The 25763-nt window shown below is 70.8% G+C and carries 25 protein-coding genes; 9 read left to right on the top strand and 16 right to left on the bottom strand.

The window, feature by feature from the left end; genetic code table 11:
* Positions 1-2: 2 nt before the first annotated feature.
* The 3 genes from ectA to HUT10_RS31335 form a co-directional block, all read right to left on the bottom strand.
* Entirely contained in the window at positions 3-512 is a 510-nt protein-coding gene (ectA, locus tag HUT10_RS31345; RefSeq protein ID WP_176174487.1) for a diaminobutyrate acetyltransferase, read from the bottom strand.
* Between the two features lie 227 nt (positions 513-739).
* Positions 740-3775 carry a patatin-like protein gene (locus tag HUT10_RS31340; protein WP_176174486.1) on the bottom strand — a complete coding sequence of 1012 codons (3036 nt, stop codon included), beginning with the start codon at positions 3773-3775 and terminating at the stop codon, positions 740-742.
* A 96-nt stretch (positions 3776-3871) separates the two neighbouring features.
* Positions 3872-4858: a zinc-dependent alcohol dehydrogenase family protein gene (locus tag HUT10_RS31335; protein WP_176174485.1), complete on the bottom strand. Its 987-nt coding sequence runs from the start codon at positions 4856-4858 to the stop codon at positions 3872-3874.
* Positions 4859-4973: 115 nt separating this feature from the next.
* Between HUT10_RS31335 and HUT10_RS31330 the strand changes: the two genes are divergently transcribed.
* The gene (locus tag HUT10_RS31330) at positions 4974-5333 is read left to right on the top strand and encodes a helix-turn-helix domain-containing protein (protein WP_176174484.1); all 360 of its coding nucleotides are present in this window, start codon (positions 4974-4976) and stop codon (positions 5331-5333) included.
* On the opposite strand, the gene HUT10_RS31325 is transcribed toward HUT10_RS31330, so the two are convergent.
* Both HUT10_RS31325 and HUT10_RS31320 read right to left on the bottom strand, forming a co-directional pair.
* Positions 5330-6565 (bottom strand): DUF445 domain-containing protein, encoded by a 1236-nt coding sequence (locus HUT10_RS31325; RefSeq protein WP_176174483.1) that lies wholly within the window; start codon positions 6563-6565, stop codon positions 5330-5332. The two genes, HUT10_RS31330 and HUT10_RS31325, sit on opposite strands and share 4 nt — an antisense overlap.
* A gap of 5 nt (positions 6566-6570) precedes the next feature.
* The gene (locus tag HUT10_RS31320) at positions 6571-7362 is read right to left on the bottom strand and encodes an Abi-alpha family protein (RefSeq protein WP_176174482.1); all 792 of its coding nucleotides are present in this window, start codon (positions 7360-7362) and stop codon (positions 6571-6573) included.
* Positions 7363-7445: 83 nt separating this feature from the next.
* Here HUT10_RS31320 and HUT10_RS31315 point away from each other — a divergent pair, with 83 nt between their 5' ends.
* Positions 7446-8267 carry a maleylpyruvate isomerase family mycothiol-dependent enzyme gene (locus HUT10_RS31315; RefSeq protein ID WP_176174481.1) on the top strand — a complete coding sequence of 274 codons (822 nt, stop codon included), beginning with the start codon at positions 7446-7448 and terminating at the stop codon, positions 8265-8267.
* On the opposite strand, the gene HUT10_RS31310 is transcribed toward HUT10_RS31315, so the two are convergent.
* The gene (locus HUT10_RS31310) at positions 8264-8689 is read right to left on the bottom strand and encodes a lipopolysaccharide assembly LapA domain-containing protein (RefSeq protein ID WP_176174480.1); all 426 of its coding nucleotides are present in this window, start codon (positions 8687-8689) and stop codon (positions 8264-8266) included. The genes HUT10_RS31315 and HUT10_RS31310 overlap by 4 nt on opposite strands.
* 46 nt (positions 8690-8735) lie before the next feature.
* Positions 8736-9875, bottom strand: a complete 1140-nt coding sequence (locus tag HUT10_RS31305; RefSeq protein ID WP_176174479.1) for a dipeptidase — start codon at positions 9873-9875, stop codon at positions 8736-8738.
* Positions 9876-9975: 100 nt separating this feature from the next.
* Here HUT10_RS31305 and HUT10_RS31300 point away from each other — a divergent pair, with 100 nt between their 5' ends.
* Positions 9976-10422, top strand: coding sequence for a MarR family winged helix-turn-helix transcriptional regulator (locus HUT10_RS31300; RefSeq protein ID WP_176174478.1), 447 nt, complete (start codon positions 9976-9978; stop codon positions 10420-10422).
* Between the two features lie 48 nt (positions 10423-10470).
* The gene (locus HUT10_RS31295; RefSeq protein ID WP_176174477.1) at positions 10471-10851 is read left to right on the top strand and encodes a VOC family protein; all 381 of its coding nucleotides are present in this window, start codon (positions 10471-10473) and stop codon (positions 10849-10851) included.
* A gap of 57 nt (positions 10852-10908) precedes the next feature.
* On the opposite strand, the gene HUT10_RS31290 is transcribed toward HUT10_RS31295, so the two are convergent.
* From HUT10_RS31290 to HUT10_RS31260, 7 genes are all read right to left on the bottom strand, one after another.
* Positions 10909-11763 (bottom strand): amidohydrolase family protein, encoded by an 855-nt coding sequence (locus HUT10_RS31290; protein WP_176174476.1) that lies wholly within the window; start codon positions 11761-11763, stop codon positions 10909-10911.
* A complete protein-coding gene (locus HUT10_RS31285) occupies positions 11760-13304 on the bottom strand; it encodes a benzoate-CoA ligase family protein (RefSeq protein ID WP_176174475.1) in 1545 nt (514 codons plus the stop codon). Before HUT10_RS31285 ends, HUT10_RS31290 begins: the two co-directional genes overlap by 4 nt.
* Before the next feature lie 8 nt (positions 13305-13312).
* Complete coding sequence (gene boxB / locus HUT10_RS31280) at positions 13313-14734, bottom strand: benzoyl-CoA 2,3-epoxidase subunit BoxB (RefSeq protein ID WP_176174474.1); 1422 nt, start codon at positions 14732-14734, stop codon at positions 13313-13315.
* Positions 14735-14739: 5 nt separating this feature from the next.
* The gene (boxC, locus tag HUT10_RS31275; protein WP_176174473.1) at positions 14740-16359 is read right to left on the bottom strand and encodes a 2,3-epoxybenzoyl-CoA dihydrolase; all 1620 of its coding nucleotides are present in this window, start codon (positions 16357-16359) and stop codon (positions 14740-14742) included.
* Between the two features lie 31 nt (positions 16360-16390).
* Positions 16391-16789 (bottom strand): hypothetical protein, encoded by a 399-nt coding sequence (locus HUT10_RS31270; protein ID WP_254897101.1) that lies wholly within the window; start codon positions 16787-16789, stop codon positions 16391-16393.
* 103 nt (positions 16790-16892) lie between these two features.
* On the bottom strand, positions 16893-17795 hold the full coding sequence (locus HUT10_RS31265; protein WP_176174471.1) for a GNAT family N-acetyltransferase: 903 nt from the start codon (positions 17793-17795) through the stop codon (positions 16893-16895).
* Between the two features lie 153 nt (positions 17796-17948).
* Entirely contained in the window at positions 17949-20375 is a 2427-nt protein-coding gene (locus tag HUT10_RS31260; RefSeq protein WP_176174470.1) for a glycoside hydrolase family 3 C-terminal domain-containing protein, read from the bottom strand.
* Between the two features lie 95 nt (positions 20376-20470).
* On the opposite strand from HUT10_RS31260, the gene HUT10_RS31255 reads away from it, so the two are divergent.
* The gene (locus HUT10_RS31255) at positions 20471-21052 is read left to right on the top strand and encodes a TetR/AcrR family transcriptional regulator (RefSeq protein ID WP_176174469.1); all 582 of its coding nucleotides are present in this window, start codon (positions 20471-20473) and stop codon (positions 21050-21052) included.
* Here HUT10_RS31255 and HUT10_RS31250 read toward each other — a convergent pair.
* Positions 21049-21504, bottom strand: coding sequence for a helix-turn-helix domain-containing protein (locus HUT10_RS31250; protein ID WP_176174468.1), 456 nt, complete (start codon positions 21502-21504; stop codon positions 21049-21051). The genes HUT10_RS31255 and HUT10_RS31250 overlap by 4 nt on opposite strands.
* A gap of 90 nt (positions 21505-21594) precedes the next feature.
* On the opposite strand from HUT10_RS31250, the gene HUT10_RS31245 reads away from it, so the two are divergent.
* Positions 21595-22182, top strand: coding sequence for a dihydrofolate reductase family protein (locus tag HUT10_RS31245; protein ID WP_176174467.1), 588 nt, complete (start codon positions 21595-21597; stop codon positions 22180-22182).
* A 26-nt stretch (positions 22183-22208) separates the two neighbouring features.
* Positions 22209-22592: a PPOX class F420-dependent oxidoreductase gene (locus tag HUT10_RS31240; RefSeq protein ID WP_176174466.1), complete on the top strand. Its 384-nt coding sequence runs from the start codon at positions 22209-22211 to the stop codon at positions 22590-22592.
* A 1-nt stretch (position 22593) separates the two neighbouring features.
* Here HUT10_RS31240 and HUT10_RS31235 read toward each other — a convergent pair whose 3' ends face one another.
* Positions 22594-23040, bottom strand: coding sequence for a MarR family winged helix-turn-helix transcriptional regulator (locus tag HUT10_RS31235; RefSeq protein ID WP_176174465.1), 447 nt, complete (start codon positions 23038-23040; stop codon positions 22594-22596).
* A 49-nt stretch (positions 23041-23089) separates the two neighbouring features.
* Between HUT10_RS31235 and HUT10_RS31230 the strand changes: the two genes are divergently transcribed.
* The gene (locus tag HUT10_RS31230) at positions 23090-23557 is read left to right on the top strand and encodes a DUF1579 family protein (protein WP_254897100.1); all 468 of its coding nucleotides are present in this window, start codon (positions 23090-23092) and stop codon (positions 23555-23557) included.
* Positions 23558-23598: 41 nt separating this feature from the next.
* On the top strand, positions 23599-25503 hold the full coding sequence (locus HUT10_RS31225; protein WP_217709654.1) for an ABC transporter ATP-binding protein: 1905 nt from the start codon (positions 23599-23601) through the stop codon (positions 25501-25503).
* The last annotated feature ends 260 nt before the right edge of the window (positions 25504-25763 follow it).

Here is a 25763-nt window from a genome sequence, read left to right as displayed (position 1 = left end):
TCCTAATCGCCCGGATTCGTCGGTGTCGTCAGCGGACCGATGCGGTAAAGCTCTTCCGGCAGGTGCCCGGCTTCGGGGAAATCCTCGCCACTGAACAGCACACTGGTTTCCACGCTGGCGTTCCACCGCTTCGCGAAGGAAGTGAACAGCCGGATGGACGCCTCGTTGTCCGGGGTGATGGTGGTCTCGAGGTAACGCACCCCGTCGCCGACCAGACGCGTGTACAGCGCGTCGAGCAGGGCCCCGGCCAGGCCCTTTCCGCGCTGGGACGAGTCGACCGCGACCTGCCAGACGAGCGCCGCCTCCGGCTCGTCCGGCCTGCGGTAGGCGATGACGAAACCGACCGCCCTGCCATCCTCACGCGCGACGACCGAAGACTCGGCGAAATCGCGGCACCACAGCATGTATGCGTACGGCGAGTTGAGATCGAGCTTGGCGGAATCACGCGCGATTCGCCACAGCTCCGCGCCGTCCGCCTTGGTCGGGGTTTCGATCAAGTGCGTTACGGACATACTCAGGAAACGTAACAGAGAATTTTCGACCTGCCAGCGACCCAGCTCACGGCCCCCGCGATGACCTGCGGGGACGCGATGTACCCGGTGAGCAGTCACACAAACATGTTTGAAGTGGACGGAGCCGGGGCACACGCGCGCCTGGGACGCGGACTCGCGGTCCGTGCCCTCACCGCACGATGACCCCAAACCGGCGTGATCGCAAGGCGACGGGCCGGAAACGCCGCTCAGCGCACGGGTTCGGCGACGGCCTCCGGGGTTTCCGGGACCGCGCTGGTGCTGCCGACTCGGAGCGTCACGGTCTTCGCCGTCCGGGCCCGCGCCCGGCGGTGGCCGAAGCGGCGCCGGATCGCGCTCACCGGCATCACGACCGCGGGCAGGATGAGCAGCCCGGACACCGCCAGCCACCACACCGCGCCCTCGCCGCGGCGCCAGCCGGCCACGACGTCACCCAGCCAGCCGAAGAACGGCCGGGCGAGCGGCGGCACGAACGCGGCCAGCAGCAACGCCGCCACGACCAGCGCACCCAGCGCCGTGAACAGCCAGCGCACCTTGTGGCCGGTCGTCAGCAACGCCGTCGCCAGGTAGACGGCCGCGCCCGCGAGCACCGGCAGGCCGATCCACTGCAGGACCGCGCCGCCGTTGTTGCCGATGACCAGCCCGGCCAGCAGCGCCAGCGCGCCGGCCACCAGCGACCCCGCCGTGCCGAGCCGGGACGCGCCCTGCGAGACCCGCGCCGTGCTCCTGGCGACCGTCCGCAGGGTGTTCGCGACGGTCCGCGGCCAGCCGCCGGGCAGCCGGAACGCGACCGTCCCGGCGTTGACCGTGGCGGCCCCGAGCGCGACCAGGGTCCGGGTCAGCCGGGCGGTGCCCTGCTCACCGGCGAGCTTCTCGGCCGAGACGTGGCAGGCCTGGAACTGGGCCTGCGCGGCGGCGACGTCGAGCGGGGGCAGCTCCTTCTCCAGCGCCTTGCCGATGCCCGGCCGGTCGTCGGCGTCGAACCGCGCGGCGAGGTTCACCACCGGGAGCTCCTCCGCGGCGATCTCCGCCTGCCGGGCCCTGGCCAGCACCATGGCCGTGACCGGCATGCTGAGCGGCCGGACGGTGCCGTACGCCGGCAGCGGCTTGAGGTCCGCGTCCAGGCCGAGGAACGCGAGCTCGGCGGTCAGCTGCGTCCGCAGCTCGGCCGCTTCCTCCGGGCCGCACCGGTCCTGCCCGTCCGGCAGGCGCCACGGACCGAACGCCTTGACGAGCTCGTCACGCAGCTCGTCCCGCCCGATGATCGTCTGCAACGTCTGCAGCCGCTTCGGGTCGAGCAGGCACTGGACCAGCCAGCCGGCGCCGTCGATCCGGCCCCACATCCAGTCGCTGGCCCGCCACGACGCCTTGTAGAAGGCACCGAAGTAGCTGGCCTGCATCCCGGTCAGCTTGTTCCACGACCGGCGTCGCGTCATGTCCAGCAGCGTCCGTGAATCGGCGCTGACCTGCACGAGGTCGACCCGCTGGTCGACCGACGGCGCCTGCGCGAGCAGCCCGCGGGTCGCCACGTGCAGGGTGAGCAGCCGCGACTGGACGACGTCGTCGCCGCCCGCGCCGTCCGGGCCCAGCGCCAGCCAGTCCAGCAGCGTCGTCACCGATTCCGACTTCGACGGCGCGGCCTCGGCCAGCGCCCGCAGGGCCGGCGCCGCCGACCGCAGCCCCTCGACCAGCATCGGCCACGCCTCGGCGACCCCGGCCGTCTTCTCCGGGGCAACCCAGTCCGCGGCCAGGTCGGCGATCCACGTCTCCAGCGACCGGGCGCCGGGGCCGGCGTGCTCGGTGACCCACTTGCCCAGCCGCACGCCGCGGCCGGCGGTCCGGCGTGCCTCGTGCAGCTTTTCGCGCGCGGCGTTCAGTTCCGCGGCCGGCGTGGCGTCCGTCAGCAGCCGGAACCCGGCGTTGACCAGCTGCAGGCCGATCGCGACGGCGTCGTCGAGCGCGGTCGTCCGGTAGGCGAGCAGGTCGTCCACCGCCACGCTCGCGGCCGGCGGCGTGGCCGGGATCCGGCCCTCCAGCCCGGCCACCGCGATGTCCCGCAGCTGCTGCGACATCCCGGACGCCCACTGCGTGCCGGGCTCGGCCAGCGCGTACCGCCGCGCGGCGGTACGCACCAGCTCGGCGGCGTCCTCGGCGGTCCGCCGCTCCCGGTACGCGGCGGCGATCCGCGCGTCGACCAGGCAGCCGGGGCCGCCCCGCAGCCCCATCGCGGCCAGCGAAACCCGGGTGTCCCGCGCGCGGAGCACGGCGTCGTTGTGCCGGGTCAGGTCGTCCAGCTCGGCGCTGATGGACTGGCTCATCACGGTGTTGACGACCTTCGCCATCGCGTTCGACAGCAGCGGCGGGTTCGCCGCATCACACGCGATAGCGTCGCTCTCGCCCTCGCCGGTCGGCACGACGTAGAGCAGCAGCCGCCGGACGTCCACATTGGACCTTCGTTCGAAGATCTCCCGCAGCGCCGGCCGCAGCGGCTTGTTGAGCAGCACCCCGCCGTCGGTCAGCCAGTGCGAGCGGGTCAGTTCGGTGTACGGCGTCATGTCGGGGTGCAGCCGGTCGGCGCCGTCGGTGCCGATCGGCATCCGCGACAGCTCGAACGCGCCGGGGAAGGACGCGGTGGAGCGGGCCGCCAGCGCGAGCGGCCCCTCCACCCCGTTCGTCCACTGTGTACCGCAGAACCGGAAGAGCATCCGGTGTTCGGTGTCCCGCACCAGGTTCCCGAGGGCATCGTCGAACCGCGTCGTCTCACCGTCGATCATGGTCCCGGTGAGCAGCACGGTGATGTCGGGATCCCCACCGGCGGGCGCCGCCCCGGCCGCGGTGATCTCTCGCAGCGCCCGTTCGACCCCTTCGAGCAGCACGCGGTCCCCGTCGAGCACCGACCGCGGCTGCGCCTCCTTGGCGTCCCGCACGAGGTTTTCCAGCGAGCCGGTGGTGATCCAGGTGTTCCGCAGCACCTGCGGCGTCGACCGGAAGGCCTCGGCCAGCCCCAGACAGGCGGCGTTGATCCCCCCGGCGCTCGTCCCGGTCAGCACGTCGATCGAGACGCTCGCCCGCAGCACATCGAGCAGCCGCCGGTAGAGCCCCGGAGAACTCTCCCGCCGCGACTCCCGGAGCAGCTGCGACGTCTCGGTAGCGACCCCGCCCATCCAGATGGCCAGGCTGGCCCCGCCGACCATGGTCATCGCCAGCCGGATCTCCTGTTGCCACGGTTCCACGGTCACGGCCATGGGAGTCTCCCGTCTTCCCGACGCAGAGTAGAGGCGAAGGGTGACCCCGGGGATACGTCCGCGGGTACGGCCGTTCGGGTGGATTTGTTCACCCGCTCAGCCGCCGGTGGTGACCACCACCTTGCCGAACTGGCCGTTGGCCTCCAGGTAGCGGTGTGCGCCCGCGATGTCGGTGAGGTCGAACGTGCGGTCCACGCGGGGCCGGAACGTTCCCGCCCGGACTCCGGCTCGGACGAAGTGTTCCGCTCGAGCCAGCCGGGATGGGTCCAGGGTGAGGTCGAAAGCGTTGAACAACCTCATCGTCGGCACGAACCACAGCGGGAAGGGCGTCTCCTTCGTGTCGAGTGCGCCGTAGACCACGAGCGTTCCGCCCTTGGCCGTGGCCGCCGCCAGCTTGCGGACGCCCTCTCCGGCCACGGCGTCGAAGACGAACTCCGCGCCGCTGCCTCCGGTTATCTCGAGGGTGCGCTCGGCGATGTCCTCGTCGTCGGTGACGATCACGTGTGCGGCTCCGGCGTCGAGGAGTCGCTGCTTCTTCGCGGCCGTCCGGGTGGCGGCGATCGGGATGGCTCCGATGTGGTTGGCGACGTCGATCGTCGCCAGGCCGACGCTGCTGGAGGCCGCCGTGATCAGCACGAAGTCGCCGGGGCGCACCTTTCCTTCGTCGACCAACGCCCCGTACGCGGTCAGGAACGGCCCCCACAGCGCGACCGTTTCGACCGCGTCGAGGCCGTCCGGGCGCCGGAGGACGGCCGACGCCGGCACGATCGCCGCCTCGCCGTAGACGCCGTAGTCCCGCATCGAGAAGCCCGCCACCGTGCTCACCTGGTCGCCGGTTTCGAATCCCGTCACGCCCTCGCCGAGCGCCTCGACGACTCCGGACGCGGAGTAGCCGAGCTTGGCCGGAAACGCGTCGGGGCGTTCGAAGTAACTGCCGGAGCGGAACATCGCCTCGGCCCGGTTGAGCCCGATCGCCTCGACCCGCAGCCGCAGCTCCCCGGGGCCCGGCTCGCCGAGGTCGACGTCCACGAGCTCCAGCACATCCGGTCCGCCTTCGGCCGCGAACCGCACTGTCTTCGTCATTGCTGGTTCCTTTCCGGTGCTTGCCGGAATCGATCGTGGACCGGTGGCGTTCCCGCTGGAAGACGGCACTTTCCTGGTACGGCGGCACACGCGTGTTACGAAAGAGGTCACGACGGTGGACAACGGCGAAATCCCTTCCGCGGAGATGTGCTCCCTGCGCGAAGTCCTGGACCTGGTGGGCGACAAGTGGGCGATCCGCGTGCTGGTCCAGCTGGGTTCGGGACCCCGCCGGTTGAGCGAGCTGGAGCGGGCACTGACCGGCGTGTCACGGCGGATGCTCTCGCTGACCCTGCGCGGGCTGGAGCGGAACGGCCTGGTGACGCGGAAGGTGTACCCGGAGGTCCCGCCGCGCGTCGAGTACACGATGACCGCGCACGCGGCGGAACTGGACGAGCCACTGCACGCGCTGTCGGCGTGGGCGGCGAAGCACCGGGCGAAGGTCGCCGAAGCACGGCGGGCGTTCGACTTCGCCTAGGCTGCCAGGTGCTCCAGGATCAGCACCTGCGCCTCACCGACCGCGAAGCCCAGCACCGCCCCCGTCGCGATCAGGATCCACTCGTCCTGCTCGAAAGCCGGCCGCAGGAGTCTTTCGAACTCCCTCGGGGACAGCTGCTTCATCTTGGACACCAGCACGTTGCGGATGTCCATCGCGTCCGCGGCGTAGTCCTCGATGTAGCGCATCGTGTCCGGGAGGCGGGACATGATCTGGGACGAGATCGTCAGCTTCATCTCCTGGTACTTGCGGCTGCCCACCGCGAACACCAGCAGCGGCTTGGCCACGCTGCCCAGCTCGCGGTCGAGCTGGTGCTGGATCAGCGCCAGCACGCGGTCCGACAGCGGCCCGTGGAGGATCGCCTCGATCACGTTGTGCGGGGTGATGATCTCCTTCGCGATCAAGGACCCGTACGCCTCCGCGACCTCCGCGCGCCGCTTGAGGAACAGGCCCTGCCACTGCACCCCGAAGTACCTCCGGGGCTCGATCGGGTAGAAGATCATGCGCAGCGCCAGCCAGTCCGTGAACCAGCCGGTGAACAGGCCGAACACCGGCATGATCGGCGGGAACTTGAACAGCACCCACGCCACCATCTGGACCACGCCGATCGCGCCGCCGAACACCAGGCCGGAGCGGGCGATGAACTTGAACTCCTTCGCGCCCGCTTCCTGGAAGATCCGGTTGAGCAGGCGCTTGTCCTTGACCAGGCTGGTGACCACCATGCCCTTGAGGTCGAACACACTGTCCACATCGGACTTGATCAGGTCGAGCACCGCGGCGACCATGCGCGGCGACTCGTGCTGGACGCGCTCGATCACCAGGCGCTGCACCCGGACCGGCAGGGACTCCCACAGCCCCGGCTGGTAGTGCGCGGCCACCTCGCGGACGATGTCCTCGACCCCCGCCAGCAGCGGTTTCTCGATCTCCTTGGCGATCCGGCCGGCGTCCAGCCTTGCCACCACCTCGGCCGGCTTGATCAGTTGCTCGGTCATCGTGTCGCAGGCGATGCTCGCCATCCGGGCCGCGCGCTTCGGGACGATGCCCTGCCAGCCGAGGAACGGCTTGACGCCGATGAACTCCACCGGCTGGAACATCATCCGGATGGCCACCAGCTTGGTGCCGTACCCGATCAGCGCCGCGACGACCGGGATCGAGACGTAGAGGGGCCAGTGCTGGGCGAAGTCGGCGACGATGCCGGCGAAGAAGGCCCCCATCCGGGTCAACCCAAGCTCGGGTCGCAGGCCTGCCAGAACTGCGCGCCGAGGCGCGAGACGTGGATCGTGCGCCGGACGAACTTCGCGCGCCGGACGTGCTTCTCCGCCTCGCGCACCGTCTCGTCGGTCAGCAGGATCTCGTACTGCGTCTCCAGCGACGGCACCTCTTCGTCGAGGTCGACCAGGCCGAGCCCGATCAGCCGGGTGACGTAGCCGGGCACCTGGTCGGGCAGCGACACCCCGGCCGCCTTGCCGACCGTCGAGGCGTTGCGCAGCACGACCCGGCCGTTGCCGCCGAGGCCGGTCCGCTCGACGACGTCGACGGCGGGGAACGGCGAGCCGTCGGACAGCGCGGAGAGGATCCGGGCCTCGTCCGGCGTCAGCTGGCGCAGGATGATCGCGTAGAAGTACTCGCGGGCGCGCTCGCGGCCGAAGCCGATCGAGTGGTTGAGCAGCTCGGCCATCGCCGCGCGCAGCGGCTCGGCGTGGTTGTCGCGCACCGGCACCAGCGTCACGGTGGCTTCGACCTTCCCGGGGACCGCCGCACGGTTCATCGCCGACGCCGCGGTGAGCGCCGCGTGGTACGGGTCGTCCACCTCGTCGAGCCGGCGGCGCAGCTCGGTCAGCAGCTGGCGCTCCACCTGCCGGACGCCGCGTTCGGCGGTTTCGACACCGGGCAGCTTGCGGCCGAGCGCGAAGCCGGTCCGCGCGGCCCAGCCCGCCAGCTGACCGGCGCGGCGGGCCAGATCGGCCACGTCGTCGGCGGCACCCCGGCCGTTCGGTCGCTCTGCGTTCACCCGCGGACTCCCCTCTGCTTACGCGGGTGATGCTACCTGCGGGTAGGCCGAATGGAGGTGTGATGTGCGTGTTGGATACGGGTATGAGTCCGACGCGCTGGGGCCCGCCGATCGACGTCCTCCCGTACTTCTCCAAAGAAGAGCAAGCGCTGATGACGCTGCTCGGCGCGCTCACCGACGAAGACTGGACGCGGCCGACGATGTGCGCCGGCTGGACGGTCAAGGACGTCGCCGCCCACCTGCTGGGGGACAAGGTCGGCCGGCTGTCCCGCGGCCGGGACGGCCACGCCGCTGATGCCCCCCGCCCGGGTGAGCCGTTCCCCCGGTTCATCGACCGGATCAACGCCGAATGGGTCGTCGCGTGCCGGCGGCTCTCGAGGGACGTCCTGCTGACCATGCTCTACGAGTTCATGGGCCAGACGACCGAGTACTGGGCGCAGCTGGACCTCGACGTCCCCGGCCCGCCGGTGAGCTGGGCCGGTGACGAGCCCGCGCCGCGCTGGCTGGACGCGGCCCGGGACTACTCCGAGTTCTGGGTCCACCACGCGCAGATCCGCGAGGCCCTGGAGCACACGCCGCTGGAGGCGGAGTACGCCGAGCCGATCGCGGACACGTTCGTCCGGGCGCTGCCGCACACCCTGCGCGACGTCGACGCCCGCGTCGGCAAGCAGGTCGGCTACACGGTGACCGGCCATGGCAAGTGGTACGCACGCCGGGAGCGCGACGGCTGGGTCCTCGACCGCGGCGCCCCGCCGTCCCGCACGCCGCTGGCCACGGTGACGACGGACCTGGACACGTTCTGGCGGCTCTGCACCCGCAACGCGGCGGACCTGAGCCGGGTGCGGACGACCGGGGACGAAAACGTTTGCGCGACCGTGCTCGGGATGACGTCGATCATCGTCTAGCGGCGGCGCGCCTGCTTCCGCAGCTGCAGGATCCGGGCCCCGCCGATCAGCGCGACCAGCGCCGCCCCGCCGATCGCCGAGAACAGCATGGCGATGGCCAGCGGCAGGCTGCCCTCGCCGCCGAAGAAATGCACGGTCACCGAGTCCAGGTTCTGCAGGATGAAGATCAGCAGCAGGACCAGCACGACCAGGCCGGCGATCACCGCGACCCAGGTGCCGCTGATCCGGGTGCGCTTGATCTTCGCGGGTGCGGGCCGGGACGGCGCCGGCCGCACCGGCGTCACCTCCTCCGGGCCCGGGCGGACGTCGCCGGCCCGCAGCTCGGCGGGTTCCAGTGCGCCTTCGGGCACCTCGGTGCCCGGCAGGTCGTGGTGGGTGGGACCGGTGGGGCGGTCGGCCGCGCCCCCGCGCGCGTGCGTCATGTGCCCAGTGTCCGTCCGGCACGCGGGGTGCGCTGCTTCAAACCCCCTAACGGGCGAAGCCGTCGACCTCCCGGAGGACGCGGAGCGTGTTCCGGCCGGCCAGTTTCGCGCAGTCGTCCTCACTCCACCCCCGCTCGAGCAGGGCCGCGAACAACACCGGGTACTTGGAGGTGTCCTCCAGCCCCTCCGGCAGCGCGCCGACGCCGTCGTAGTCGCCGCCGAGGCCGATGTGGTCGATACCGGCGACCTCGCGGGCGTGCTCGACGTGCGCGACGACGTCCTCCACGGTCGCCGTCGGCTTCGGCGGGCCGTCCCACTCCTGCACGAACTTCCCGCGCAGGCTCAGGTTCCGGTACTCCAGGCCGGCTTCGGCCATCGCGGCCTCGAGCCGTTCGTTCCAGGCCGCGACCTCCGGCGAGACGAACGCGGGCACGAAGGTGATCATCGCGACGCCGCCGTTGCCGGGCAGCATGGCCAGGACGTCGTCCGGGATGTTGCGGGGGTGGTCGTTCACGGCGATGCAGGAGGAGTGGCTGAAGATCACCGGCACCGAGCTGACCTCGATCGCCGCCCGCATCGTCGAGGGCGCGACGTGCGAGAGGTCGACCATCATGCCGATCTTGTTCATCTCGCGCACGATGTCGCGGCCGAACTCGGTGAGCCCGCCGTGAGCGGGTTCGTCGGTGCCCGAGTCGGCCCAGGTGGTGTTGAAGTTGTGCGTCAGCGTCATGTACCGGACGCCGAGCCGGCGCAGGATCCGCAGCACGCCGATCGACTCGGCGATGCTGTGCCCGCCCTCGGCGCCGAGCAGCGACGCGATCCGGCCGTCGGCGAACGCGGCTTCGGCCTCGTCCGCGGTGGTGACCAGCCGCAGCCGGTCGGGGTAGCGCTCGACCAGCTGGTGGACGACCTCCACCTGCTCCAGGACGGCGGTCACGGCACTGTGGCCCTCGAACTCACAGGGCACGTACACCGACCAGAACTGCATGCCGAGCTTGCCGTCGGCGAGCTTCGGGAAGTCGGTGTGCAGGGCGGGCTGCCGCACGGTCAGGTCGAGCGACGCGGCCGCCTCGACCGGGTTCGGGCCACCGTGCTGCCGCAGCTCCCACGGCAGGTCGTTGTGCCCGTCGGCGAGGATGACGGCGTCCAGCAGTTTGGTAGCACGCTGTAGTGCCTCGTTAGTCATCGGCCGATCGTAGGGACGTCCGGTATACGGTTCGTACAAACGGGCTGACATCTTCCACGGAAGAAGTAATCCGGCGAGGTGTTGCGGTAAAGTACGTCCCGTGGACACCGACGACGACGAGATCGTCACCTGGTGGGGCCTGGTCATCGAGGGCTACCTGGCCACCCAGGACAGGCTGATGGGCGAGATCGCCGAGCGCTTCGGGCTCGCGCCCGCGTCGTTCGACATCCTGCTGCGGCTCGTGCGCTCACCCGAGCACCGGATGCCGATGACCCGCCTGGCCACCGAGGCCGCGCTGTCCAGCGGCGGGTTCACCAAGGTGGCGGACCGCCTGGTGGCGGCCGACCTGATCTGCCGGATCCCGAGCCCCGACGACCGCCGCGTCACGTTCGCGTCGCTGACCGAGCACGGCCTCGACGTGGCGAACAAGGCCCGCGCGGCGGCGGCCGACATCCTGCGCCGGATCGTGCTGACCCCGCTCGGTGAGGACGCCCCGGCACTCGCCGAAGCGATGCGGACACTCCGCGCGTTCAACGCCGACCGTTGAAAAAGTAGAGGTCACGCCCGGTGCGTTCGGCGGCGCACCATGAGAACCATGCTGACCGAATCGACCATCACGACCATGCTTCCGGTGACCGACAGTGAACGCGCCGGCCACTTCTACGCGGACTCGCTCGGCCTGAAGCAGACCGGCCGTGGCGAGGACGGCACCCTGTACTTCGCGGCGGCGGGCGGCGCGATCGGCCTCCGCCCGATGCCGGAGGGCGCACAGAGCGAAAACACGGCACTGAGCTTCGAAGTCGGCGACCTGCCCGCCGAGGTCAGGGCCCTCGAAGACCGCGGCGTCCGGTTCCAGGACTTCGAGCTGGAGGGCCTGAAGACGGTCGACCACATCGCCCAGCTGGGCAACGAGCGGGCGGCCTGGTTCACCGATTCCGAAGGCAACGTCCTCTGCCTGCACGAGGTCATGGGCTGAGCCTCTGGGGGCGCGGGGGTGCCGGCCCGGTTTTACCGGCACCCCCGCGTGCGACCCCTACGCCAGCGACGGCATCAGCTTGATCGCGTTGCCCGACAGCACCCCGCTCAGCACGTCCTCCGGCAGGCCAAGCCCGATGAGCGTGCGGACGTTCGCGGCCACCGAAGGCACGCCCGGCCAGTCCGTCCCGAACACGAACTTCCCCGCCAGCCGCCGCAGGTCGAAGCGCTGGTAGTACTCCGGCAGCTTCTTCGGCGGCAGCCCGGCGAGGTCGAGCCAGACGTTGTCGCGCGCCAGGGCCAGGAACGCGGCGACGTCGTACCACCAGCCGCGGCCGCCGTGGGCGAAGACGAACTGCAGGGCCGGGAAGTCTTCGACCACATCGGACAGCAGCTCCGGGTTGCCGAAACTGGTGCGGGAGCCGGGGAAGCTCGACGTTCCCGAGTGGAGGATCACCGGCACCCCGCGGTCGAGGCACAGCTGGTAGACCGGGTACAGCTCCTTGTCCGCCGGGGAGAACGCGCCGTGCACCGGGTGGATCTTCAGCGCCACCGCCCCCAGGTCCAGCTGCCGCTCGACCTCCGCCGCCGCCGGGTGGTGCACGTACGGGTTCACGTTCGCCACCAGCCGGAACCGCTCCGGGTTGAACGCAACCAGCGGCAGGTTGTCCTCGATCGGCTGGATCCCGGTCGCGCGCGGGCTGTACTCGCAGAACAACAACACCCGGTCGATGCCTTCGGACGCCATCAGCTCGTCCATTGCGGACGGGATCACGGTGCCGTCAGGCGAATACACCGAACGCCACGGGTACGCCCCGGCGAAGTCGTGCGCCCACTGCAGCCACGCGGGTTTCAGCGTCGGCAGCCGCGGTGCGTGGACGTGGGCGTCGACCACGAAGTGCCCGTCGATCACGGGCTGGGTACCGTCCGCAGCGAGTCGCGGACCAGCTCGCGGATCACGTTGCGGCGGATCTTGCCGGTCGCCGTCTTCGGCAGTTCGGCCAGCTCGACCACCCCGCGCGGGCGCTTGAACGCGGCCAGGCCCTCGCGGCAGAACTCGATCAGCTCGGCCGGGTCCACCGCGAACCCGGGCGCGGGCACCACGCAGGCCACCGGCTTGTCGAGGCCGTCGGCGTCCGGCGCGGCGACCACCGCGACCTCGGCCACCGCCGGGTGCTGCCGCAGCCGTTCCTCCACTTCGGACGGTGACACCCAGATCCCGCCCGCCTTCAGCATGTCGCCGAACCGGCCCAGACACGAAAACGTCCCGTCCTCGTTCCGGACGTAGCTGTCGCCGGTCCGCAGCCACTCGCCCTGGAAGACGAGCTTCGTGGCGTCGTAGCGGGCCCAGTACCCGGTCGCCGTCGACGGCCCGGCCACGAACAGCTCGCCCGGCTTCCCGGCGGCGTCGATCACCGCCCCGGCTTCGTCGCGCAGCTGCACGGAATACCCGGGCACCGGGACGCCGGTGCTGCCCGGACGCACCGATCCGGGCTGGTTCGACAGGAAGATGTGGAGTGCCTCGGTCGACCCGATGCCGTCGAGGATCTCCAGCCCGAAGCGGGCGCGGAACCGTTCGAACAGCGACGCGGGCAGCGGCTCGCCCGCCGAAACCGCGTACCGCACCGAGGAAAACGAGTCGTCCGGGACGTCGCTGGCGAGCAAGGCCGCGTAGAACGTCGGGACGGCGAAGAACAGCGACGGCTTCTCCTCGCGGGCGCGTGAAGCGAACAACGCGGGTGTCGGCCGCGAAGGCTCGAGCAGCGTCGTGCCGCCCGCGCCGAGCGGGAAGAAGCACGAGTTCCCCAGCCCGTAGGCGAAGAACAGCTTCGGCACGGACAGGAACCGGTCGGCCGACGTTGTCCCCAGCACCCCGCGCGCGTACGTCTCGCAGACCGCGCGGATGCTCGCGTGCCGGTGCATCGCGCCCTTCGGCTGTCCGGTCGTCCCGGACGTGTACAGCCACAGCGCGGGCGAGTCTTCCCACGTCCGTCCACTCGGGACCGGGCCGGCCAGCGACGGCCAGTCGTGCGTCCGGACGGCGAACCCGGCCGCGTCGCAGCGGTCGAGCACGACGTCGGTGACCTCGGGGGCGAGTGCCAGCGCCGTCAGCGCCTGGTCGGCGAACTCCTCCGACACGCACAGCACGCGCGCCCGCGAGTCGGCGAGCACCTGGCCCAGCTCGGGACCGGTGACCATGGTCGAGACCGGGACGGCGACCGCGCCGGCCAGCATCGCGCCGAGGATGCCGGTGAGCAGCTCGACGTCGTCGACCATGCAGAACATGACCCGCTCTTCGGGCCGCACGCCGAGCTCCGCGAGCCCACCGGCCACGCGGCGGGACTCCGCCGCGAGCTCGGCGTAGGTCAGTGACCGGCGGGGCGACACGACCGCGGTCGCGTCCGGGCGCCCGGCCGAGAGCAGGTACTCCGCCGCGTTGAACCCTGTCGCCACCAGGCCTCCTACGTCAGGTACACGTACTCGTAGTCGATGGGCTTGCCGTTGATGCCCTGCCGGGGCGGGGCGACCCAGCTCGCGATCTTCCCCCGCTCGTACACCGGGTGCATCAGCGAACGCACGAACGTGAGGTCCTCGGTCGTGGGCAGCCACTTGCGCTTGCCCGCCTCCCAGGTCGCCTCGTCGACGATGGTGCCGTCGGGAGTGACGTGGTGGCCGGAGTTTATGCCGACTTCGCGGTTGAAGCCAGGGTGCGGCAGGCGGAACGCGTGGTCGATCCCGGCGTCGGCGAGGATCTTGTTCCAGCGTTTCACGCCGGTCTGGCAGTCGGCGACGTACTCGCTGCGCAGGTCGAGGTTCAGCAGCAGGATGGCCTGCAGTTCCTCGGTGGTCCAGGTGCCGTCGGCGTTCGGCCGCTCCAGCGTGCGGGCGTCCTCGGTGAGCTTGTGGTCGTCCTTGCGGCGGGTCTCCTGCCAGCGGCCCTTGAGCCCGGCGGTGTAGTAGTTCGCCGCGTTCGTCGACGTCTCGCTGCCGAACAGGTCCAGGGACACCGTGTAGTGGAAGTTGATGTACTTCTGGATGACGTCCAGCGGGATGCCGCCGTGCGGGCCGATGTCGTAGGTGTCGTGCTCGCGGATCAGCTCGGCGCTGCGGGTCACCACGCGGTCGACGCCGGTGGTGCCGACCATCATGTGGTGCGCTTCTTCCTTCAGCATGAACTCGCAGGTGCGCGAGAGCGGGTCGAAGGAGGACTCCTTGAGCGTGCCGAGCTGGTACTTCCCGTCGCGGTCGGTGAAGTAGGTGAACATGTAGAACGCCAGCCAGTCGGCGGTTTCCTCGTTGAACGCGCCGAGGATGCGAGGCGCGTCGGGACTCCCCGAGTTGCGCAGCAGCAGCCCTTCGGCCTCGTCACGGCCTTCGCGGCCGAAGTAGGCGTGCAGCAGGTACACCATCGCCCACAGGTGACGGCCTTCTTCGACGTTGACCTGGAAGAGGTTGCGCAGGTCGTAGAGGCTCGGCGCGGTCAGGCCGAGCAGTTTCTGCTGCTCGACCGACGCCGGCTCGGTGTCGCCCTGGATGACGATCAGCCGCTGCAGGTCGGCGCGGTACTCCCCGGGCACCTGCTGCCACACCGGCTCGCCCTTGTGCTCGCCGAAGGCGATCCGGCGGTCGGGGTCGCGCTCGGCGAGGAAGATGCCCCAGCGGTAGTCGGGGACGTTGACGTGGTCGAAGTGCGCCCAGCCTTCGCGGCCGACGCTGACCGCGGTGCGCAGGTAGACGCCCTGGGTCTCCAGCGTGGGCCCCATCTCGCCCCACCAGTGCATGAACTTCGGCTGCCAACCCTCCAAGGCCCGCTGCAGCCTACGGTCCTCGGAGAGGTTGACGTTGTTGGGGATCTTGGCGTCGTAGTCGATCTTCTCGGGCATCTGGGCTAGACCCGCTTCCTGTCGAAGACGGCCTTCTGTCCCGTACCGTAGCGGCGCAGCGCGCCTTCCGGCCCGGATGCGTTCGGCCGGGTGAAAATCCAGTTCTGCCAAGCCGCCAGCCGGCCGAAGATCTTGGTCTCGATGGTCTCGGGACCGACGAACCGGTGGTTGGCCTCCATGCCGGTGAGCGCGTCCGGCGAAAGCGACGCGCGGCCTTCGAGGGCGAGCCGGATCTCGTCCTCCCAGTCGAGGTCGTCCGGGGCGTCGGTGACCAGGCCCAGTTCGAGGGCTTCGGCCGGGGTGAGCTCGCGGTTCTTCTCGCGGGCGAGCCAGGCGAGGTGGTCGTCGTCGCCGTAGAAGCGGGCCTGGAGGCGGGTCAGGCCGTTGCCCATCGGGAACGCTCCGAAGTTGGCGTCGGTGAGCTGGATGGACGCGCGTTCTTCGGAATCCTCGTCGTCGATCGGCGGGCCGTCCAGGATGTACTGGCGGTCCGCGGCCAGCGCGATCTCCAGCAGCGCGCCGGTGAAGCAGCTGCCGGGTTCGATGAGCGCGATCAGGCTGCGGCTGGTGACGTCGAGACGCTTGAGCGTGCGCTTGAAGTAGTGGGTGATCTCGTTGGTGAGCCAGTCCTTCTGGCCCAGTACGGCCTCTTCGTGCGCCCGGACCTTCGCGGGGTCGCCCTGGGTGCGCAGGATCCACGTGCCGGCTTCGACCTCGTTGGTGCGCAGCCGCAGGATGGCGTCGTCGAGTTCACGGGTCATCGCGAGGAACCAGCCGCTCGCGCCCTCTTCGTGCAGGTCACCGGGGTCGTTCTCCGGGCCCCTGATGGTGATCGTGGCCTGGTCCCCGGCCACGTCGATGTCGACATGGCGATGTTCGAGCGGGGTCAGCTCGATGCCGTGATCCGCCGGTTTGCCGGATTCACGGGCGAATGCGCGGGCCTTTTCGAGCACCTTCTCGCGGAAGTCCTGGCGGGGCACCAGTTCGTCGACCAGGCGCCAGTCGACCGCCGTCTTGCCCTTCACGCCGTCGGGACGCGTCGCGAAGACGTCGGCGAGGTCCCGGCGCACCCGCCGCTTGTCGACGACCCTGGTGAGGCCGCCGGTACCGGGCAGCACGCCGAGCAGCGGCACCTCCGGCAGCGCGACCGTCGAGGAGTTGTCGTCGATCAGGAAGATCTTTTCGCAGGCCAGCGCGATTTCGTAGCCGCCGCCGGCGCACGTGCCGTTCACCGCGGCCACGTAGACCTGGCCGGAGTGCTCGGTGGCGTCCTCCATGCCGTTGCGGGTCTCGTTGGTGAACTTGCAGAAGTTCACCTTCCAGTGGTGCTCCGACGCGGCCAGCATCCGGATGTTCGCACCGGCGCAGAACACCTTGTCCTTGGCGCTGGTCACGATGACCACGCGGACTTCGGGGTGCTCGAACCGCAGCCGCTGCGTGGCGTCGTACAGCTCGATGTCGACGCCGAGGTCGTAGGAGTTGAGCTTGAGCTCGTAACCCGGGACGAGCCCACCCTGCTCGTCGACGTCCAGCTCCAGCCAGGCCACCTCCCCGTCGACCCGCAGCCGCCAGTGGCGGTACTCGTCCGGACGGCGGTCGAAGGCAACCGGTGTGGTGGTGGTCACTCCTCGATTGTCTACATGAGTCAGACGGACGTCAATGAAGTGTAGAAACTTGATCTCGGGTGGTCACCCGGTTGAGCACGGCCCAGGCCCAGGTGAGGAACGCCCACAGCGCGAGGCCGGCGGCCGCGTCGGTGAAGATCGTCGCGAACCAGAAGGCGGGGATCTGCGGAACGCCGGTCAGGAAGTGGCCGAGCGTGATCATCCCGGCCAGCGAGTAGACCAAGAGGAATGCCAGCGCCCGGTGGTACCGGCCGCGCGTGTACGCGCGGTAGCCGAGCCAGCCGAACGCCGTCAGGACCACCCAGGCAACGGCGACGGTGATGCCCCCGACGAGCGGGCTGATGCCCGGGAGCTGCGGGTAGTCCGCGTACCGGATGGCGTTGTGCCCGTAGTGGATCGACGTGCTGAGCAGCGAGAAGCCGAGAATCACCCGAAGTGTCGTCAACCCCATCACGGCCCCCGATTTGATAGATCGCTCTAGCGACGGTACCGCGGGACGGCCGCGCCGGACAAGACGCGGCCGTCCCGGGGTGTCACACGAAGTCGATGCGGTGCTGCGCCACCGGGTAACCGGCCTTCGCGAAGGTCCGGGCCATCGGGACGTTGCCGACGTCGGTGCCCGCGACGATCCGGTCCGCGCCGTACCCGACGAGGTCGTGCGTCGCCTCGACCAGCAGGTCGTAGGCGTAGCCGTGGCCGCGGTGCTCCGGGACCACGGCGATGTAGCCGACCACCGGGTCGTAGACGTTGCGGCTCGGCAGGGTGAGACCGACCAGCTCGCCTTCGGGCGTGTACGCCAGCCGCCACCACTCCCGCGGCCCCGGCATCCACTTCATGATGTCGAGGTCCTCCTGCGCGGCCGCGTCGATGCCGTGCTCCTCGACGGTCTTCCGCACGTGCGCGTCGAGGCTGCCGACGTGCACCCGCTTGAAGACCTCGAGGATGACGTCGTCGTCCGGCTCGGGCCGGAACTCGAGCCGGCCGGGCTTCTCCGGCAGGCCGTTCTCCGGCGTCCAGCGGAAGCGGTAGCGCTCGACGAGCTTGCGGTAGCCCGCCTTCTCGGCCGCTTCGACCCGGCCGTTCACTTCGCGTGCGACGTCCGGATCGTCCTGCCACGCCGGGGGCGTGTGGAGTGCGTACTCCGCGTGCAGGGGCGCGGTCTTGAGCAGGTGGACGGCGGCGTCGAAGTCGGTGAAGTCGAACCAGTCCAGGGCGACCGGGTCTTCGTCGGCGGTCTTGGCCCACCAGGCGGCCCGGGCCACGACGACGCCGTCGCGCAGCGCAACCCAGACCCGCTCGGGCGGGTATTCGCCCCGCTTCGCCATCTCGGCGAAGTCGTCGCCGAGCAGCTTGCGGCCGACGAGACCGCGGTCGGGCAGGGAGGTGAACAGTGCTTCTTCGCCCGCTTCGAGCGGGCGGATGACCAGATCGGTCACGGTAATCCTTCCGGGAGTACGCGCTCCCGGTCAGACAGCCGGCACCCTCGCTGCGGGGTGGGAGCGCGTGATCGGTTGCGTGATCATCGGTCCCACCTCCTTTCGCCTGGTCGAGGGTGCTCCCGTGAGCTTAGGGGTGCCCGCCCGCCGTGATCAACGGATTTTCTGTAGCACGACCCGCGTGCTCAGCCTCGGTTCGGCGTAGGAGTGCGACGCCTCGACGACGTACTCGCCCGCGATGTGCCGCCAGCCGTCGTTCCAGACCTCGGCCGCCCGCGCGGGGACGGCGATGTCGGCCTCCACGGCCTCGCCGGCTCCGGCTTCGACGCTCGCGAACCCGGCCAGCCAGCGGTGCGGCCGGTCGCCGCGCTCGGTCGGGACGAGGTAGAGCTGGACGACTTCGCGGCCCTTGCGGGTTCCCGTGTTGCGTACGCGGACCCGGACGCGCGCGCCGCCTTCTTCGTCCGGGTACGCGTCGAGCTCTTCGTACTTCCAGGTCGTGTAGCCCTGGCCCTGCCCGAACCAGTACGCGGGTTGCCGGTCGGTGCGGGCCCAGGCGCCGTAGCCGATGTACACGCCTTCGCTGTACTCGAGCACGCCTCCTTCGGGCGTCACGTCGGTGACGGGCGCGTCTTCGAGCTTCGCCGGCCAGGTCGTCGGCAGGCGGCCGCCTGGCTCTTCGCGGCCGAAGAGGACGTCGGCGAGCGCGTCGCCGCCGGCCTGGCCGGGGAACCAGGTGAGCAGCACCGCGGCGACGTCCTCGCGCCACGGCAGCTCCACCGGCGAACCGGCGTTGACCACCACGACGGTGTTGCGGTTCGCTTCGGCGACCCTCGCGACGAGTTCGTCTTGGCGCCCGGGCAAGGCGAGGGACGTCCGGTCGAAGCCTTCGCTTTCGACCTCGGCGGTCGTGCCGACGACGACCACGGCGACCTCGGACTTCGCGGCGAGGGCCACTGCTTCGGCGATGCTGGCGTCCGGGTCGAGGACCGGGCCGCGGTGGCCGAGCGCGAAGGTGACCCACGCGAACGTGCCCCTGGCGAACTCCGCCATCTCCGAGGGGATCCAGTAGGTCAGGCTGACGTCGACCGGTTCGCCCGCGGTCAGCTCGACCTCCCGCCGCTGCTCGTGGACCTGCATGATCGACGTGAAGATGTCCCCGCCCTCGGGCAGGTTGACGCCGTCGAACAGGGTCTGGCCGGCGACGGTGAGGCGGAGGTCGCCGGGGCCGGTGACACCGAAGGTGTGCGTGCCGCCGCGCTCGGGCAGGAACGTGCCGGCGATCTCCACCGAGGCGAGGGTGCCGATGTCGAGCCCGGACGGCAGTTCGCCGATCCAGTCGATCCTGGCCTGGCGCAAGGGGAATTCGGCGAGTTCGGTGCCGTCGGCGGCGCGGGCGGTCGCGCGGAGCCGGAAATTGTCGGTGGCCGCCGGTAACGTCGTGCGCGGATCGGCACCGGGGGCGTAGCGGAGCTCGGTGCCTGCGGGAACGGCGGCCTTCAGGCCGTCGAGAGGGGAGACGATGTGGTCGGGGAACACGGTGGCGCTGCCACCGCCGAGGATCTTCGGGTCGGCGGCGAGCGCGCCGATGAGCGCGATGCTCTGCGGTTCACGCAGGGGCAGCAGGCCGGTTTCGTTGCGGAGCAGCACGAACGACCGGTGTGCGAGCTCGCGTGCGATCGCGTCGCCGTCCACATCGGACTCCGCGGGCGCGGGGCTGCCGCCGAGCGCGCCGGTCCGGTGCGCGAGCAGGAGCACGCGGCGGACCATGGCGTCGACGACAGCTTCGTCGACTTCGCCGCCGCGAACGGCTTCGGCGAGCCGTTCGCCGAACACCGTGCGGGGTCCCGGCATGGCCACGTCGAGGCCGCCGTTGGCGGAGGCGACGGTGTCGCGCGCGGCCAGCCAGTCGGAGACGACGAAGCCGTCGAAGCCCCATTCGTCGCGCAGCACGCCGTTGAGCAGTTCGGCGTGCTGGGTCATCGTGGTGCCGTTGACGCTGTTGTAGGCGGCCATGATCCCCCACGGCTTCGCGCGCCGGACGATGAGCTCGAACGGCGCGAGGTAGAGCTCGCGCAGGGCGCGCTCGCTCACGCGCACGTCGGCGGTGAAGCGTTCGGTCTCGAAGTCGTTGGCGACGAAGTGCTTGACCGTGACGGCGACCCCGCCGTCCTGCACACCGGTGACGTAGCCGGCGCCGATCATCCCGGTGAGGAGGGGGTCTTCGGAGTAGCACTCGAAGTGCCTGCCGCCCAGCGGCGAGCGGTGGAGGTTGACCGTCGGGGCGAGCAGCACGTGCACGCCCTTGCGCCGGGCTTCCCGCGCGAGCAGGCGGCCGGCCTCGACCGCCAGCCGCGGGTCCCAGCTCGCGGCGAGCGCGGTCGGGCTGGGCAGGGTGACGGAGGGGTCGTCCGGGCTCCAGCGCGTCCCGCGGACGCCGACCGGGCCGTCGGAGAGCACCAGCGAGGCGAGACCGATCCGCGGCAGCGCGGGCAGGGACCAGACGTCCTGGCCGGCGAGCAGGCTCGCCTTCGCGTCCAGGTCGAGTTCGGCCAGCAGCGCTTCGACGTCGAAGCTCATGGGCATCCTCCGCGATCGGTCCTCCCGTCACCCTACCTGGCGGTGAGTAGTGAACGTTACACTTCCGTGATGCTCCGTCCCGTAGGCTCGGGATCATGACCCGGGCCAGGGGCGCCGACCGCCGAGCCAGCATCGTCCGAGCGGCGTTCGAGGTGATCGCCGAGCGCGGCTACCGAGGCACGTCGCTGGCCGCGGTCGCCGAGCGCGTGGGGCTGACGCAGCAGGGGCTGATGCACTACTTCCCCACCAAGGAAGACCTGCTGACGGCGGTGCTGGAGACCCGCGACGAGTGGGACCTGCTGCACTTCGGCCACACCCCGGCGGGCGACCCGTCGTCGATCACGGTGAACCAGCTGGCGGACCTGGTCGACTACAACGCCACCCGCCCCGGCATCGTCCAGACGTACACGGTGCTGTCGGCGGACAGCGTCACGGAGGACCACCCGGCGAGGAAGTACTTCCAGGACAGGTACGCCCGGGTACGGGCGGGCATGACGCAGATGCTGGAGCGCCACCGCGACGAGCTCCCACCGGGAACGACACCGGAGCAGCTGGCCCCACTGGCCATCGCCATCCTGGACGGCCTGCAGCTGCAGTGGCTCCTGGACCCGGAGGAAGTCGACATGTCGGCCGGGTTCCGCACGTTCCTGACCCTGCTGGGCATCAAGCCCGGCTAGCGGGTCGCGCCCGGGCCGGCCAGCACGTCGACGTCGCCTGCGTGCATCGGCTCGCCGCAGTGCGCGCAGCGCAGGTCGACACTGCTGATCTCGCCGCACGCGTGGTGGCGGTACAGCACCGGCGGGCCCGCCTCGCCCGCCAGCCACTTGTCGCCCCAGCGGGTCATCACCATCAGCATGTCGACGAGTTCGGTGCCCTTCTCGGTCAGCACGTACTCGTGGCGCGGACGGCGGTCGTACGGGCGGCGCTCGAGGATGCCCTGGTCGGCCAGGTGGTTGAGCCGCTCGGTGAGCACCTTGCGGGAGATGCCGAGGTCCGACTGGAGCTGCTCGAACCGGTTCAGCCCGGCCCACACGTCCCGCAGGATCAGCGGTGACCACGGTTCGCCGATCACGTCGAGCGTGCGCGCGATCGAACACGCGGCCAGTTCGCTGAAGTTCGTGCGCTGCATGGCACCAGTTTACCACTCGGGGTTCCCTCAAGGAACTTCAACTGCTACGGTTCCGGAGTCTCCTGAAGGAACCCAGAAGGGAATGCCCCGATGAGCAAGGTCTTCAGCGCCCACGCCGTGTCGGTCGACGGCTACATCACCGGCCGCGGCGCCCGCCCCGGCCAGGGCCTCGGCGACGGCGGCACGCTCTTCGACTGGTACTCCGGCGGGGACACCCCGAGCCAGGTCTTCGGCTTCTTCCAGCTCAGCGCGCCGAGCGCCCGCGTCTTCGACTCGCTCGCCAGCCGGGTCGGCGCGGTCGTGGCCGGCCGCAACACCTACGAGGACTCGGAGCACTTCGGCGGCGGCAGCCCGCACCCGGACGCCCCGTTGTTCCTGGTCAGCCACCGGCCCGCGCCGGAGCTGACCGAGCGGCAGACGCTCGTCGGCAACGTCGAAGACGCCATCGCGGCGGCCCGCGAGGCCGCCGGCGGCAAGGACGTGGGCCTGATGGGCGGCGGCGTGCTGGCCTCGGCCCTGCAGGCCGGCCTGGTCGACGAGGTCGTGCTGCACCAGGTCCCGGTCCTGCTCGGCGGCGGCCGGTCGTTCTTCCGGGAGCTGCCGTCGCACGTGCGGCTGAACCTCGTCGAGGCCGTGGCCGCGCCCGGCGTCACCCACCTCCACTACACCGTCGCCTGATCCCCCGACCCAGCAAGGAGCCCACCATGCTCGACGCCGACGTCCGCCGCATCCTCGCCACCACCGCGATCGGTCACCTCGCCACCGTCCTGCCCGACGGCGCGCCGCACTCGGTGCCGGTCTGGGTCGACCCGGAAGGCGACCGCATCGCCATCCTGACCGGCCCGGACTCGCGCAAGGCCCGCAACCTGCGGCGCGATCCGCGGGTCGCGCTCTCGCTGACCCCGGTGGACAACCCGTTCGAGCCGGTGATCATCCGCGGCCGGGTGGCCGAGTGGGTCGAGGGCGACGCCGCCTGGGAGATCGTGGACCGGATTGCCACCAAGTACATCGGCGGGCCGTACTCGCGGGAGCAGCAGCGGGTCGTGGCGCTGATCGAGGTCGACCGGCAGAGCGTGGGGATGCGCTGATTCAGCGCAGCCGGGGCTGGGCTACCGCACCGCGCAAGCGCTGGAGCGTGCGCAACGTCGTCTCCAGGTCGGCCAGCGGCACCTCGGCGGCCAGCTCCTCCGCCCACGCGACCTGGGCCGCGCCCAGTTCCCGCATCGCCGTGCGCGCCCGGCGCGTCAGCGACAACAGTGGTGCCCGCGCGTCGGCCGGGTTGGGCAGGCGGTCGAGCATTCCGTTGCGCAGCAAGCGGTTGACCGTCTCCTGCACGCTCTGGCGGCGCAGCCCGCGGCGGCGCGCCACCTCCGCCGCGGTCGCCGGGCCGTCCTCGAGGAAGCCGAGCACCTGCCACTGCGCCGCGGTCAGCCCGACCGGCTCGGTGAGCGCGTCACCGGCGGCGAGGAACCCGCCGTTGCACGCGAAGACGGCGTCGATCACGCGGGTGAACGTCTCGGCTCGATGCGACCGCATGCGTGCTAGTCTCGCACATCGACAGGTACCTGTCGAAATGGAGACGACCATGGACATGCCCCGCCTCGGCCCCGCGCACGACGCGCTGAAGGCGTTCGTCGGCGACTGGGCCGGCACCGAGGAGCTCGCCGCGTCGCCGTGGGCGCCGGCCTCGACCGCGCACGCGGAGTGCGGCTACCGGTTGGCGCTCAACGGTTTCGCGGTGATCCAGCACTACCGGCAGCGTCGCGAGGACGGGTCGGAGTTCCTCGGCCACAACGTCTTCACCGCCGATCCGGCCACCGGCGAAACGCTCTGGTACGGCTTCGACAGCTACGGTTTCCCGCCCGAGTCGCCCGCCCGCGGCAGCTGGACCGGCGCTACGCTGACCCTGGAGAAGCGCACCGCGCGCGGGATCGCCCGGCACCGGCTGACGCCGGACGGCGGGACGCTGACGCACGAGATCGACGTCCGGATGGGTGAAAACCCGGAGTACCGCCCGTTTTTGCGGGCGCGGTACACCCGGACGGGCCAGTAACCGGCCAGAAACTGTCGGACCCCCGGAGTACAGATGGGGGCGTGACCGGAACCGCCGAGCCGCCCCCGCTGATCGGGGTCGAGAACATGAAGATGCCCGAGTGGGCGCGCGTCGACGAACGCGTGGCCGCCGCGGGCTTCGGCCAGGCCGTGCGCACCCTGCCCACGGCGATCTCGGTCGTGCTGCGGCTGGCGTGGCGGACGTCGCCGCGGCTGACGCTGCTGGCCGCCGTGGTGCACGTCGTCTCCGGCTGCGTCACCGCCTTCGGGCTGCTCGCGACCGCGAATGTCTTCACCGCGCTGCTCGCGCAGGGCCCGACGCCGGAGCGCGTGGTGCAGTCGCTGCTGGCGATCGCCGTCGTCACCGGGTCGTACGCGGCGCGCGCGTTGCTGGATGCGGCCGTCGCCGCCGTCGAAGGTGCACTGCGGCCGCGGGTGACGGCGGAGGCGGACGACGCGGTGACGGCCGCGGTCGTGCGCGTCCGGCTGATCGCGTTCGAAGACGCGGACTTCCGGGAGCTGGCCCGGCAGGGCGCGCGGTACGGGGTGCGCGCCATCGAGACGAGCCTGCGGCGGCTGGCCGACCTGACGTCGTCGGTGATCTCGCTGGTGGCGGCGATGATCACGGCCGGGCTGCTCAACCCGTGGCTGGCCCCGGTGCTGCTGCTCGCCGCGGCGGCCGACGGCTGGGCCGCCGCGCGCGTCGCGAAGCTGAACTACCGGCACTTCCTGGACACCGTCGGGCGCAACATCCGCAAGTCCGTCGTCGAGGAGGTCGCCACCTGGCGTTCGATGGCGCTCGAGCGGCACGCGCTGACGCTGCAGGAGCCGCTGCTCGGCGAGTACCGGCGGATCTCGCGCAGCCTCACGCGCGAAGAGATCCGGCTGGCGCACCGCAGCAACCTGGTGCGCACCAGCGGGCGCGCGGCGGCCGGCTTCGGCACGGCGGTCGCGTACCTGGTGCTTGGCTGGCTGCTCTACACCGGCTCGATGGAGCTGGCTTTGGCCGGCACGGCGGTGCTGGCGATGCGCACGGCGTCGACGGCGCTGTCCAACACCATGCGCGCGGTCAACTCGCTGTACGAAGACTCCTTCTACATCGGGTTCTACAACCAGCTGCTCGCGGAGTCCCGGAAGCGGCAACCCCCGCCGACGTCGGTGGCGGCGCCCGCGGACCCGGGCGAGATCCGGCTGGAGGGCGTCACGTTCCGCTATCCGGGCCGGGACAACCCGGCGCTGCGCGACATCTCGCTGACGATCCGGCGAGGCGAAGTGGTCGCCCTCGTCGGGGAAAACGGCTCGGGGAAGACGACGCTCGGCAAGCTGCTGACCGGGCTGTACCCACCGGACGAGGGCACGGTCCACTGGGACGACGTCGACCTCGCCCTGGCGGACCCGGCCTCGGTGCACGCGAACATCGCGGTGATCGCCCAGGAGCCGGCGGAGTGGCCGATGACGGCGGCGAACAACATCACGGTCGGCCGCCTCGGCCGCCCGGACCCGGAGCGGCAGGCCTGGCGCGAAGCGGTCGACTACTCGGGCGCGGACGAGGTGATCAGTTCCCTGCCGTCGGGCGAAAACACGGTCCTGTCGAAGAAGTTCGACGAGGGCCACGACCTCTCCGGCGGCCAGTGGCAACGCATGGGCATCGCCCGCGGCATCTACCGCAACGCCTCGGTCCTGGTGGCCGACGAACCCACGGCAGCCCTCGACGCCCGAGCGGAGGCCCGCGTGTTCGCGGGGCTCCAGCACGCGAGCAGATCAGGCCGCGGCCGCCGCACGACGGTCCTGGTGACCCACCGCCTGGCCAACATCCGCTCGGCCGACCGCATCCTGGTACTGGAGAAGGGAAGGCTGGTAGAGCAAGGAACCCACGACGACCTCATCCGCGCGGGCGGCGTCTACCACGAGCTCTACGAAATCCAGGCCCGCGCCTACCGCCCCTGACCACGAGATCCCCCTCCAATCACGCAAGTCACGCACCCAATCACGCGAGATCCGCCCCCAATCACGCGAGATACCCCTCCAATCACGTGTGATGCCCCTTCAATCACGCGACATGCCCTTCCGGGTACGCCAACCGACCCTCCAGGTACGCCGGTCGACCCTCCAGATACGCGAACCGACCCCCCAGGTACGCCGGTCGGCCCGCCGGGCCAGCTCGCCGGGCCGGTTCACGGCGCTCGCGTGATTGGGCCCGGAACTCG

It is taken from the genome of Amycolatopsis sp. Hca4, assembly GCF_013364075.1.
GTDB lineage: Bacteria > Actinomycetota > Actinomycetes > Mycobacteriales > Pseudonocardiaceae > Amycolatopsis.
This window is presented reverse-complemented; position numbering and strand designations above follow the sequence as displayed.